The 13308-nt window shown below is 44.4% G+C and carries 11 protein-coding genes; 7 read left to right on the forward strand and 4 right to left on the reverse strand.

The genetic code is table 11. From position 1 onward, the window contains the following. Nucleotides 1-9 precede the first annotated feature (9 nt). The 6 genes from H6849_03545 (at nt 10) to H6849_03570 (ending at nt 9255) form a co-directional block, all read left to right on the forward strand. Nucleotides 10-2442, forward strand: coding sequence for a hypothetical protein (locus H6849_03545; protein USO01148.1), 2433 nt, complete (start codon nt 10-12; stop codon nt 2440-2442). After that, a complete protein-coding gene (locus H6849_03550; GenBank protein USO01149.1) occupies nt 2439-3062 on the forward strand; it encodes an ATP-binding cassette domain-containing protein in 624 nt (207 codons plus the stop codon). Before H6849_03545 ends, H6849_03550 begins: the two co-directional genes overlap by 4 nt. 13 nt (nt 3063-3075) lie before the next feature. After that, complete coding sequence (locus tag H6849_03555) at nt 3076-3591, forward strand: hypothetical protein (GenBank protein ID USO01150.1); 516 nt, start codon at nt 3076-3078, stop codon at nt 3589-3591. A 223-nt stretch (nt 3592-3814) separates the two neighbouring features. Beyond that, on the forward strand, nt 3815-5359 hold the full coding sequence (locus H6849_03560; protein ID USO01151.1) for an efflux RND transporter periplasmic adaptor subunit: 1545 nt from the start codon (nt 3815-3817) through the stop codon (nt 5357-5359). A gap of 3 nt (nt 5360-5362) precedes the next feature. Beyond that, entirely contained in the window at nt 5363-8485 is a 3123-nt protein-coding gene (locus tag H6849_03565; protein ID USO01152.1) for an efflux RND transporter permease subunit, read from the forward strand. After that, nucleotides 8464-9255: a hypothetical protein gene (locus tag H6849_03570; GenBank protein USO01153.1), complete on the forward strand. Its 792-nt coding sequence runs from the start codon at nt 8464-8466 to the stop codon at nt 9253-9255. Before H6849_03565 ends, H6849_03570 begins: the two co-directional genes overlap by 22 nt. On the opposite strand, the gene H6849_03575 is transcribed toward H6849_03570, so the two are convergent. Genes H6849_03575 through H6849_03585 form a run of 3 tightly spaced genes read right to left on the reverse strand, consistent with a single transcriptional unit; the run spans nt 9199 to nt 11503 of the window. After that, nucleotides 9199-10029 (reverse strand): MBL fold metallo-hydrolase, encoded by an 831-nt coding sequence (locus H6849_03575; protein ID USO01154.1) that lies wholly within the window; start codon nt 10027-10029, stop codon nt 9199-9201. The genes H6849_03570 and H6849_03575 overlap by 57 nt on opposite strands. Then, nucleotides 10026-11033, reverse strand: coding sequence for a thiamine-monophosphate kinase (locus tag H6849_03580; GenBank protein USO01155.1), 1008 nt, complete (start codon nt 11031-11033; stop codon nt 10026-10028). Before H6849_03580 ends, H6849_03575 begins: the two co-directional genes overlap by 4 nt. After that, a complete protein-coding gene (locus H6849_03585; protein ID USO01156.1) occupies nt 11003-11503 on the reverse strand; it encodes a hypothetical protein in 501 nt (166 codons plus the stop codon). The genes H6849_03580 and H6849_03585 overlap by 31 nt, the downstream gene beginning before the upstream one ends. A gap of 35 nt (nt 11504-11538) precedes the next feature. Here H6849_03585 and H6849_03590 point away from each other — a divergent pair, with 35 nt between their 5' ends. Beyond that, on the forward strand, nt 11539-12150 hold the full coding sequence (locus H6849_03590; protein USO01157.1) for a haloacid dehalogenase-like hydrolase: 612 nt from the start codon (nt 11539-11541) through the stop codon (nt 12148-12150). A 122-nt stretch (nt 12151-12272) separates the two neighbouring features. On the opposite strand, the gene H6849_03595 is transcribed toward H6849_03590, so the two are convergent. Next, complete coding sequence (locus tag H6849_03595; protein USO01919.1) at nt 12273-13082, reverse strand: TIGR00282 family metallophosphoesterase; 810 nt, start codon at nt 13080-13082, stop codon at nt 12273-12275. Between the last annotated feature and the right edge of the window lie 226 nt (nt 13083-13308).

A 13308-nucleotide genomic window follows, 5' to 3' on the forward strand; every position in this document is an offset into this window, starting at 1 on the left:
CAAGGTAAAATGAACGCTTCTTCCTCACAACCAACTGATTTGAGGAGCCTCTGTTTCAAGCGTATGCTTGACCTAGATCATGCAACCGAAAAGAAAATATCCGTGCACATTTACGCGTATTGGTGGATGCTGTTTTTATTTATGTTCACACATGTGTGTGCCGTGGGGCCTTCTGATGACATTATTATTTATATCACCCCTCACATAGCAGGAAAATCAGGTCTGGCTTCTTATTACGCAAAAACATTGAAGGATCAGAAAAAAAATCCTGTGTTTTGCAAAAAATATCCGTCCCTCACTCAGGGGAAGGTCCGATTTGTAACTGTTGCGCACGTAGGCCATCTTTGGCGTATCCTTGGATCTCATGATTACCCCGGTCCCAAACCATCGGTCATTATGGGGTTGCTTGATTATGAGGCTGATGCCTTGCGGTTTCATGGTCGGGCGCAAGGAAAATCACAGGTATTTGCCGAGTCTCCCCTTACGCTGATGGTGAACCGGGCTGTAGCAAAGATCCCTAATGGATTTTTGATGCTATCCCGTGGCTTTGTGGAGCAGAAATCTTTGCTGCGCATGTGTCGGTTACGGCACACAATTCTTATGCCACATACGATTGGTTCCGCACAGGGGCGCGATATGATGGTTGTTTTGGCGCATGTCTGTGGTCAGCATAATTTGAACCTTCAGCATGCATCCTCGTGGTCCAGTGCGTATGTTTCTTTTCTGTATGGACATGCCCCATTTGTTGTTTCCTATGCAGGATCCTCTCTTTTTCATGCACAGTCTACCCACTATCCCCCCACGCAGTTTATTCCTATGGTAATGGATGAGGGTCATCTCATCCATCGCTATGTGGCGATGGAAGTGACCCCGTCTCGTGGAAGTGCAGAGTTTTTGGATTTTATTCAAGATGATCAGCATACCCAGGCCATTCAGCGTGTCTTTCGTATGTATCCACCAGGGGGTTCTCCGGCACACTTCCTTGAAAACAGGCATTTGCATCAACATGTTGTGCGAGAGTACATGAGGCGATTTGATCGTCCGCACTTCATTAATCATGTGACTAATCTTGGATTAACAACTACAGTGACAGCAGTTTTTTCCATTCTAATCGGCGTCTTGAGTGTAATTTGTGGCCTTGTGTTGGGATGGTTAGGGGCATTTACCCCCCTCAAAGTCCAAACAATTGTGCGCGCATGCGTAGGGGGCTCTGTGTTCGTGCCACATGTTATTCTTATCCCCCTTGTGCAGCGTGCATGGCCGCACGTGAATGGATGGCTTTGGGCCGGTATTTTTGAGCTGTGGATTGGTGTGGGCTTTGTCAGTGTAATGGTATTAGGAGCGAATCAAAAACTGCCAGAATCCCTGATTGTACAAGCACGTCAGGTGCGTCTTGCTCCAATACGATTCTTTTGGGCTGTATATGTGCCGTGTATGTGGGAATCTTATAGAGGATATTTTGTAACAATTCCCTTTATTCTTTTTGGCGTATGCGGAGTTTTTTTATTTACGGAACCACAGATAATCCCCCAAGCCATTCCTAGCATTAACACGTATGTGCTAATGCATGCACACGAGGGAGCATCATGGGTCAGTAATCCCCTCGTATGGGTGCCACATATTATTATTGCGGGAACAGCTTTGCTGGGAGGGATAGCACGTACTCCAATACCAGCAGATACGTGGAGCCTGTCGAACAATGGGGTTTCGATGCCATGGCGTTATTGGCCCATGGTTGTATTTCTGGGAGTTATGCTTCTCTATGGAGGGCCTATTTTGTTTCCTGTTATACGATTTTTTATGGTGGGAGAAGGTGCTGCACCATATGTTCAACAGGCCCTAGAATGGAAGATCTCGTCTGATTTTCTCATAAGTGGTGCGTATAGTTTGGGGGTTGCCATGAGTGCAGCGCTGATCGGTGCCGCTGTTTTTGTGTCCGCATCAGTTCTTTTTTTTGTAAGGCCTTATGGTGTGAACGTCATGGTTTTTTGTGCTATTTTGGGTTTTATCGCACCACGCTTTGTCTTAATTGGGGCTAACTATCCTCACGTTTCCTTTATCCTTGCCCAGGGTATTCTGGGTTTTTCGGCGGCGACATGGTTTCTTCATGGTATTTTACAGAGTATGCAAAAAAAGTATCTTCCTCTTGTGCGCCTCCACCGCCTGTCTTTACAGGACATTTGGAGGGGAGTTATTAAGACGGAGGTTTTGCCTCATGTTTGGGCGCTCTATCCCTTGTTTTGCTTGATTGTCATGAATGAATTTGTTACGGCTCAGGCACTTTCTTTTGCAACACTTATGCCCTTACCAACAATGATTACCGCCGCATTGGGGCACTACCGCTATTTAGAGGCATTTCCTGCTGTTGCTCTGCTTATGTTCATGAACGGTCTTTGTGTGGGAGCCTATGTGTGGCTAAGCCAGCGGAAGGAGATTCTATGATACGTTGTGAAGATTTAGTTTATGGATATGAGAAGGGTCCTCAATATCGCGCACACGGTGTGTTTAAGGAAGCGTCAGTTACGACAATAACGGGAGAAAATGGATCGGGAAAAACGACTTTCTTGCATGCCCTTGCGGGTATTGTCCCGTTGCATAGTGGAAAGATTTTTTATGGCCCAAACGATATTACACGAAAAATGCTTGAAAATAGGGGGGTTTATCTTGTGTTTGCTCATGGAAATTTGTTTCCTGGGCTTACTGTACAACAAAACTTAGCTGTTGCAGGTGGCGGTGATATGGAGCTCGTGCATCATTTGCTTGCTTCGTATGATGCGGAAAATCTCAGTGTACGTTATCCTCGTGACTTAAGTTCTGGCGAGAAACAACTGATTAGTTTGTTGCGCACCCGTCTCGTACCCCATTCAGCAATTCTGCTTGATGAACCATTGAATTACCTGAGCCTAGACAGAGCTCGTCAGGTGCGCAGTGATCTTGTTGATTTAGCGCGTCATAAAAGAAAAACGATTATTATGGTTTCGCATCAGCTGAAGCTGGGTTCTCCCGATGCAATTGAGCATTGTGTGTGTATCGATAAACTCGTAGAATGTCTTCGTACGTAAGGGAATTATGATAATGATACTACAAATTATGATAAGAAACTTGAGTGTTTCTATTGGTTTTTGGGCACTTCAGTTTTTGTCTTTGGCCAGCGCGCAGGCAGCCGAACAACGGCCTGCAAATCTTATTACCCTGAAAAATACACTTGATCGCCCTATTGAAGTGGAATTGCGTCAGGAAAATCTTGAGCCTAAGGTTGTAAAGCCAATGATTGGTGTGCGGTCAGAAATAACGCTTGAACCAGTTGAGAAAAATAAAATTATTATACCCCCTAATAATGCAGCAACAATAGAGCTGCGTGCTTCGGGGAACTCGCAAAAAGGAGAATACATCGTGTACGTCGTGGCGGATAAGCATGTGACTCTTTTTGCGTATGAAATGAAGGGCCCATCTGAGCGCACCATAGAATCGCAAAAAATTCCGGGGATATGCACGCTTGGTCGTCCTGGAGAAAGTGATAGGGAGCTCAAAATTACTGCAGGAAGGCTTACGCCCCTTGCATGTAAGCCACTGACTGCAAAGATCTCTTGAGTTTATTACTTAAAAAATATAATTTATAATCAACAGAGAGAAAATAAATAATAAAAAAATTCATTAAATTAATTTATTGTACACGACATCTATATATAATAAATTATAGAATGTGAATTTTTTACATTATTATAATAGCTGCTATTAGAAGATATACAGTCATTGAAAATTATATTAAGAATAAAATTCTGTGCATGCGTAAAACGACTGAAAGAGCATCCATATGATTACGAATATACACACGGTTACTATTGAAAAAACCCAACGGGCGATCGCGCTCTTTTTAAAGCTTCCTAAGTATTTGCAGATTATAATCCCTGCGGTTGTTGTGGGATTTATCGCTGCTTGGCTGGGATATTATGTGCTTGGGGTGCACACACAAAAGTCCGGTAGGAGTGTGACGGTTGAGGTGACAAAAGTGCGCACAGCCGGGTTGTATGAAAAAGCCACTGTTATTGGGAGTCTAGAGGCAAACCAGTTGGTAGTGTTGCGTGCGCAGGTAACAGGTACAATCAGTGAAATTCACTTTCAAGGGGGAGATTCTGTTGCGAAAGATTCTCCGCTTATTACGATTGAAGATCGTGTATATAAGGCAAACCTTTTGGATGCGGAAGCCCAGTTTAAAACGGCAAAAGCTGACTTTGAGCGTATAGAAAAACTCTCTCAACAGAATACCTATGCGTCACAAAAGTCTCGCGAGCAGGCCGAGGCAAAGTATCGCCAGGCTGAGAGCAGATACGAAGTCAGTAAGCACCAACTTGAAAATACGGTTATTCGTGCACCATTTGATGGGACAGTAGGCTTACGTCAAGAAACCCTAAGCGTGGGTGCACTCGTGGACCAACGCCAGGAACTTTTGCGCATTGTGGATGTGGATCCCATACGCATTCGCTTTGCTGTGCCGGCAAGTATTGCTATGAAGCTTCATAAGGGCCAATCTGTCCAATTTAATGTGGATGGCCAAGGAGATAAAAAAATGACAGCGACCATCGATTCTATTGATGCGCAGGTGAATAAAGCAACAAACAGTCTCAGCATGTATGCTGTTGCCTCAAATGCTCATGGAATTTTGCGGCCAGGACTATTTGGTCGTGTGTTTCTTGAGGCAGGAACACGCCCTGGGGCCTTGGTCATTCCCGAGGTTGCTGTTGACATGTCCGCGGAAGAGTCTTTTGTTTACAAGGTTGTGCCGCTCTTGCAGGGTGGAAAACTGGGCTATTTGGCGGAAAAAGTTACCGTGAGAACAGGTATTCGTGAGGGATCAGATATTGAAATTCTTTCTGGTTTAGGCCCTGAAGATCACGTTGTAACTGTGGGAAGCATGAAGTTTGGAGGCATTCCTCATGCGCGTGCAGATGTTGTGAATGCAGATGATTATCCTGATTTGCAAAAACAAACAGTTGATTATGACGCCCTTGTACGAAAAAATGCCGATAAAAAAAAGGCACAAGAGGAGGTATTGGCTGGGAAAAAAGTTTCAGAGAGTTCTCCCGAACCCGCAAAAAAAGAGACACAGACAACTACAGATTCTGGCAATAAAATTTTTGATGAAGATGAGGATGACGATGACGACGAAGATGACGACGAAGATGTATTGCAAAAACATCAAGATGCGCACGCAGAGTCATCGGATTCTTCGCTGAAGCAACCAAAACCTCCTATTCAAAAATCCTCACGGACTCCCGTTTCGTCAGACTCCGTTGACGGCAGTGAGAACAAAAAGGCAGAAGACCTAGAAACAGATACACAGAGAAAAGTATCGGTATAAGCCATGACAGCACCCAAAAATTCTGATAACTCCTCCCAATCATTTGGCTTTACAGAAATATTTATCCGACGCCCTGTATTAGCGACTGTTTTATCCCTGATCATTATATTAATAGGTCTTGTGACGATGTCTCGGTTGAATTTACGGGAATATCCGAATGTTTCATTCCCGAAAGTCAGTGTTATTATCCAGCTTGAAGGCGCAAGTCCCGAGATTATCGAAACCCTCATTACAAAGAAACTGGAAAGCACTCTTTCGGGAATCGAAGGGGTTGAAACGATTGTTTCTCAAAGTATGATTGGTGAGAGTCGCATTAGTTTGATGTTTGATAATGGGCGGCGCATTGATGATGCGGCGAGTGATGTACGTGACAGAATTGCTCGTGTGCGTGATACCTTGCCACGTGGAATTACGGATCCTCGGATTCGTAAAGCCGATGCTGATGCTGTTTCGGTAGTTGATTTGGCCCTGACAAGCTCAGAACATACACCTGAGGAAATGGCTGACTATATCCAAAAATATCTGATCAACCAATTTGAAGCACTACCAGGTGTTTCGAGTGCGGAAGTTTTTGGCGGTGGTATGTTTGAGATGCACGTTATGTTAGATCCTGTGAAGCTTGCTTCGTACCAGCTCAGCCCTGAAGACGTGGTGGTTGCGGTTAAGCGTCAGAATGTACAGAAACCTGCGGGTCAGTTGCGTATGAAAGATCGTGATATCATTGTGACAACAACAGCAGCTCTTAAAACAGAGGATGATTTTCGCGATATTAGTCTTGTTGAAAAAGATGGCGGACTTGTCCGCTTAAAAGACGTTGCACAGGTAGTGTTAAAAGCAGAAGATCGCCGGAATAAAATTCGCTTTAATCAGCTTCCATCTGTCTCGTTGTCTATTGTTAAACAATCTGTTGCCAATCCACTCGATATTGCCCGTGGATTAGAAAAGCTCTTACCAAAAATTTCAGAAAATCTCCCGCGGGGAATGAAAATCCATGTGGCCTATGACTCCACAGTATTCATTGAGGAATCGATTAATGAAGTAAAGCGTACTATTTTTGAGGCAACATTTCTTGTTATTGTGGTGGTTTTGTTGACGCTTGGATCGCTACGGGCCGTCTGGATTCCAGCGGTAACAATTCCCATCTCTCTTATTGGGACCTTTGCCTTGATGTATTTGTTGGGATTTACGATTAATATTTTGACTCTACTGGCTCTTGTTCTTGCTATTGGTTTGGTTGTCGACGATGCTATTGTTGTTTTGGAAAATGTCTATCGCTATATTGAAAAGGGGATGAAGCCTCTTCCTGCGGCGATTAAAGGAGCGTCTGAGGTTCGTTTTGCGGTAATTGCGATGACTCTCACGCTAGCGGCTGTTTATGCGCCGATTGCTTTGACGCCTGGGCTTGTTGGTAAACTGTTTACAGAGTTTGCCATTACATTAGCGGGTGCTGTTTTGATATCAGGTTTTATTGCTATTACGCTTTCTCCCATGATGTGTGCGAAGATTTTGCGGGTACATGATGCAGGTTCTGTAGAGAAAAAAACAATTATTTCTAAGGCCATTGCTTGGGTTGATAGAGTATTTGACAAAACAAGCGTTTACTATGCTTCTTTTTTGGGAAGAACATTACTTAAACCGGGTATTGTGCTTCTGAGTGCTGTGATTCTATCTACTATGAGTTTTGGCCTTTCGACACTTTTAAAATCAGAGCTTAACCCTACACAAGATACAGGGATCATTGCTTCGCGGATTTCACCGCCTTTCGGTGCCAATCTTGCGTACGTTGATAAATACATGATACAGGCTGAAGAAATTGTACGTGCCATTCCTGAAGTTAAAAGTATCTTGGCACAATCACAAACACCTGGTGAGCCCACGTTGCGGGTTATGCTAGGAACAGTGAATGAACGTACGCGTAGCTCAGAAACAATCGCGACTGAGCTCAATGAACAAATGATGAAAATTACGGGTCTTGATATACGGATGTCACCACGCTCTAGTGGCGTAATTCCTAACAGTGCAAACCCTTTTCAAATTGTTCTTCAATCGTCAAAGCCATATAAAGAGCTTGTGGAGATTGCGGATAATTTTAGTCGACACTTGATGCGCAACAAAAACTTGATGCAGGTTGTGCCTGATATTATCCCTGAAGGGCAACAGTTTACTGTTGACGTGGATAGGGATAAAGCTGCGGCGTTGGGTGTCGATGTGAGCACTGTGAGTGAAGTTCTTGATACCGCTATTAGTGGGCGAATCGCTGATCATTTTCAACGGGATGGAAAGCGCTATCCTGTCCGTGTTGAGCTTGACGATGATTTTCGGGCGACGCCGGAAGATCTTTCAAGCATTTTCCTGCGCAGCATACGCAAACAAACAAGCGGTGATACGGATCAGGATCGCATGATTCCCCTGAGTGAGCTCATAAAGGTCACAAAGACAACCTCGCAAACAGAAATTCGGCACTACGGAGGGGTTCGTTCAGTAAGCATTTTTGGGCGCATACGTCCAGGAGGCTCTTTGGGCGAAGCTATTGATGACGTCCGTGTGCTTGCTAAGGAACATCTTCCTGACAATGTTCTGTATGATTTTGCGGGTGAAAGTCGCCGCTATTTGGATGAGCAATCCAGCATTGTCCTTGTGTATGGAATGGCCTTGCTTTTTATTTTTCTTATTCTTGCTGCGCAATATGAAAGTTATATTGATCCTTTGATCATTCTTTTTAGTGTTCCGTTATCACTCTCTGGTGGGGTACTCTTTTTGTATGTTTTTGGAGGGACTCTAAACCTTTATAGCCAGATTGGATTCGTAACGCTGATTGGTTTAATAACAAAACACGCCATTCTCATTGTGGATTTCGCCAATCACCAGGTCCATGAAGAAGGGATTCATCCGTTTCCTGCTGTGATTGATGCGGCCTGCCTGCGGCTGCGCCCTATCCTTATGACAACTTTTGCAATGGTTGTGGGAGCTCTCCCACTTATGTTTGCAACAGGGAATGGGTTTGAGGTTCGTCGTCAAATTGGCATGGTGATTGTGGGAGGTATGTCAATTGGTACCGTGTGTACGTTAGTGGTGGTTCCTGCTTTTTATGTTATTGTGAAAAAATGGCTTCTTGCGCGCGCGTAATCACTGAGTCAGGCTCACTACAGGCATGTCTGCCTGACCATATTCAGAACTGCTATGTGCAGTTGATTGCTGACTTAGGAGAGCGCCTATCGTTTGTTAAGCGCTCATTTACTAGAGTTTGTGTGCTGGGGGATCACCTTGCCCTTGTAGTGAAAGCTGTGCGTGCGTGTTATCCTCATGCTGATATCCATACCGTTGCGATACCATCTTTTGTGAAAAAGCCTTTGAAAAACATCGATATGGGAAGCTATGATCTTGTTGTGGACTGGGAGCGTCTGCATCGTGAGGAAGATCCTCAAGAAAAACTGATTCAGGCACGAAATCTTCTCAAAGATGGGGGTTTGTATATCGGAGGATGCTGGGGGAATGAAACACTTCATAGCTTTCACAAAACACTAATTAATACGGATCTGATGGTTTTTGATAAGGCCTATCAGCGTTTATTACCATTTATAAAACCCCAAAGTGTTGCTCAACTTTTGCAATATGCATCCTTTTCCCTTCCTGTTTGTGATTGGGATCGTATACAAGTGAAGTATGCGCGTGTCGAGGATGTGTTGCGTGATCTTATGGTTCATACCGGCATCCCTCTTTTGGGGTATCCCGTGACATCAACGTATTTGCGAGTCTTGCAGCAAAACTTCTCTCACGATCATGCAGAAAAAGCCCTTTCCTTTGATTGGTTATGGTTCATGGGTTGGGCACCAATCGTATCAAAAAGCCTCAGTAAGAGTGACAGTTGTTCCTTCGCGCGCAAAGAACGCACCTGAAAAAACCTGGGAAATTTGGTTCTGTAGGATATCAAGAGCACCATCATCACACTCGATGTGATGGTGGAAAAGGGCAACTTGGGGTATGTTTAGGCTTTTTGCGAGAGATACCCCCTGCTCCCAGGTGGAATGTCCCCATCCTGCACGGTATGTTTCATTGCAGAAAAATGCGTCGAAAATCATCAGGTCATGTCCATGAAGAAAAGGGGTTAGATTTTTCTCTCCTTGTTGAGAGTGCTCATGGTCAGAAACATAGGCAACCGACTTTCCTTGTTCACTCACGCTATAGCCGCATGCTCCTCCGGGATGATTAAGGGGAAATACCCGAAGACAAACACCAGAAAAAATTTCTATGGATTGTGTTTCTGTCAGCGTGTGGAGTATGAGTGTTGCTGGAATATCATCGTAGCACATAGGCAGAAATGGCTCGCGAAAGAGCAACCGTAGCACACGCTCAAGATCTTCTCTTCCTGCGCATGTTCCAGAATAAAAATGAATGATAGCGTTTGGATCCCATAAAGGCTTGAAAAAGGGGATTCCAATAATGTGATCATAGTGAAAGTGCGAAAGAGCAATATGGTATACGTTGGGGAGGTTTTGCGTTGCTTTTCCTTGACGTGCATTACCATAGTTACGCAACCCTGTTCCGGCATCAATAACAAGCTCACCATTGCTTGTCGTGATAGAAATGCAACTGGTGTTTCCTCCATACTTTGTATAGCGTGCTCCTGGACAAGGAAGTGATCCACGTGTTCCCCAAAAAGAAATCTTCATTTTCTCATAATCCTTTTGTGTGCGTATCCTAAAACTGATGGGGTGATATCTGACCCATCAGAGGCAATCAGTGTAACGCAGGAGTTCTTATCTTTTTTAATCCCAACATACCCAATGCACGTCACAGGCAGAGAATGGATTTCTTGGACTTTCTTGATAGGCAAAAGGGTTTCTGGATAGGCTGTAAACAAAACTTCATAATCATCCCCCCAGGTTAACATTTTTATGAGAAGTTCCTGCCGGGTGTCACTGTCACATGCCTGAAGAACGGCGCATGCTTGGACAGAAAGCGGGATGTCTGAAATATGGATTACGGTGTGTTTGTTGGAGGATAAGCCTAAGTTATGGGCATCTTGCAAAAGACCATCTGAAATATCAATAGCACAGTCAATGTGAGGACACAGTGTTTGCATACAGGAAACGCGTGCGTTTGGCGATTCATCGTGCGCATAAAAATACTCCCGAATTGCCGATGTTGGTGCTGTAAGTTTTCCACTTTTAATCATAAAAGCAAGATATGAATCACCAATTGTTCCCGTTACAAACAAAAGCTGTCCATCAATGGCTAAATCTCGCCTCAATCGATGGTCAGTGTGGCCAAGAGCTGTAATGCTAAAAGCCGATGTCTCTCCTGGTAATAAGGATGTGTCCCCACCCAGCAGCCGAATATTATCACTTTCACAGATGTCTTTAATATGTGCAATCATCTCGGTGATATAAGAAAGGGTTATTCTGGAACCAAGCATGAAATTAAGGGAGATTGCTGTTGGGTATGCTCCCGAAGCGGCAAGGTCCGAAAATACACGACACATAAAACGCTTAACGACAGTCTTGGGAGAGTCTGTGTTATGAAAGTGGATTCCTTCAATACAGTTATCCGAGCACACAATAATTTCGTGTGAGGTCGCATGATGCATGGCAGCATCATTATGCAAATCTGCATCATGAGGGAAGGCGCGCCGCAGGGCATCAATTACGTGACTTTCAGTAAGTCCTTGGTGCATGTGTTGTTTTCAAGATAACCAGTCTTTTGTAGCATGCCACTGATAATGCTGTGAATAAAGTCTATTTCTTTGTGAGAAAAAAATGAATCAGCAATAGTTGTGTATTCTCGCAGAATAACCTTACCTGGGGTTTTCTGACTGAATGCTTCGGCTAAAGCGGCCCCGAGGATCGCTTTAATCACAGGGTCTACACGCTTAAGGGGCCATGCTTCGGGAAGGTGCCCAGAAACAATCTCCCATATTTTTTCTCGGTTATCATCATAGGCTGAGACAATACGCCGTAAAACAACAGAGTCTGGTGTGATTTTTGTGTCCGTGTCTGCACCCGCTTTAGACAGTGCTGTTGTGATTGATTTGTCAAGGTTACGTGCTGGGGTGTCATCCCGGATGGCAACAAACAATGTCTGCACACCAACAATACGTGCATGACGCGAACGAAGCGCAAGCGATAATGTGATTTCTTGACCCATTTATTTTTCCATTCCTGTTGCAAATCTATAAAGCAATGCATACCATTGTACAACAAAAAACCATAGGAGAGGCCATAGTCGCCCATATGCTTGATACGAAAATATTTGATAATCCCAAGATTCCCTGGTGCATTGATCTGGATGGAACTCTCATTACAGAAGATGTGACTGTGCGTGCTTTTTGGGGTCTTGTAAGGCAACCGAGCCCTCTTAAACTGATGCGGGGTCTGTTATGTTTTTTTCGCGGTCATGCCCAAGCAAAACAATATGTGGAGCAGTCTTACAAAGTGGATGTGAGAACCCTTACATACAATAAAGGACTCTTGAACTTGATCAAGCGTCACCGTGCACAAGGAGGACTAACCGTGTTAGCCACTGCCGCAGATAAAAGTGTGGCCGAGCGTATTTCTCAGTACTTAGGTCTCTTTGATGCTGTAGTTGCCAGTGATGGCACGACTAACCGGCGTGCTCAGGCAAAGGCGATTGCCCTGAACGAACGGTTGGGAAAAGGCAGATACCTTTATGCAGGAAACTCTAAGGATGATTTGCAGGTATGGCCATCTGCCTGTGCTGCTCTTGTGGTAAATGCTTCAACTCTTGTAGCAAAGAAGGCTCTCCAGTTGGGAATTCCTTGCAGGATTTTATAACTGGGCAAATCTTTATAACTGTGTCAGTGGCAAAAGCACGGGAAAGGGATCAGAAGGATGAAGCTCCATTTGTTTCTCAGCCTCGTATTTACACCATAAAAAAGACAGATATTTATAGACGGCTAAAGAGATTTTCCGTACTGGAGGCGCTCAACAGCAATGGCTTTTCCTGTTTGATCATCCACATCAATGCATACCCCAAAAAGTGTTCCTTCTCCCGATGAAACTTGCATACGTTTTGATGGGCCTCGTTTCAAGAATTTGGGAAATGATGTGCTTAATTCCATCCCAATGACGGATTGATAGTCGCCGCACATGCCGGCATCTGTTTGAAAGGCTGTTCCTTGTGGTAAAATGCGGGTGTCTGCTGTGGGAACATGGGTATGAGTTCCTATCACGCCGCTAATTTTGCCATCAAAATACGCGGCAAAAGCTTGTTTTTCGCTTGTTGCTTCTCCATGAAAATCAACAAAAATGGCATCAGTAGAGGGGCTAGAAAGGCTATATTTTTGGAGAATTTCTTCCATGATTTCAAAGGGATCATTCAGTGGATCCATGAACAACCGCCCCATCAAGTTAATAACAAGAATATGCTTCCCCTGATTTTTCCCTATTGGTATGGGGTATAAAGTCCAGCCGCTCCCAGGAGATGACTGAGGAAAGTTTGCCGGTCTCAGAAGGCCTTTGAAGCTCTGAAAGGCATTGAGAATGTCTGTATTATCCCAAACATGATTCCCTGTGGTAATCACATGAACCCCCGCTGCGTATAAATCTTCACAGATGCTTTTGGTAACACCAAACCCTGCAGCGGCATTTTCCGCGTTTACAATCACGCAGTCTGGTGTAAAACGATCGTGAATACGCGGCAGGTGTTCGATGAGGGCATCGCGTCCCGATCGACCAACAACATCACCAAAAAAGAGGATTCGTATCATGTGACACCCTTTTGAACAGACGCAACAACAGGTGCCGTAGCTACCGTGCATGCTTGATTATATCCACGCGTGGCCAAAAAACCAAGTGGGGGCCATATATCAAAGCCCACGGGCAAAGACAGAAGACAGCTCCCGTTCGCGTAAGCATCGCCCCGGGGTATATTATGTACATGTTCACCTGTAGCCACAGCCTTTTATACATAGCCCCATTTCATTATTTATT

Source organism: Alphaproteobacteria bacterium, assembly GCA_023898725.1.
Lineage (GTDB): Bacteria > Pseudomonadota > Alphaproteobacteria > JAUHZC01 > JAUHZC01.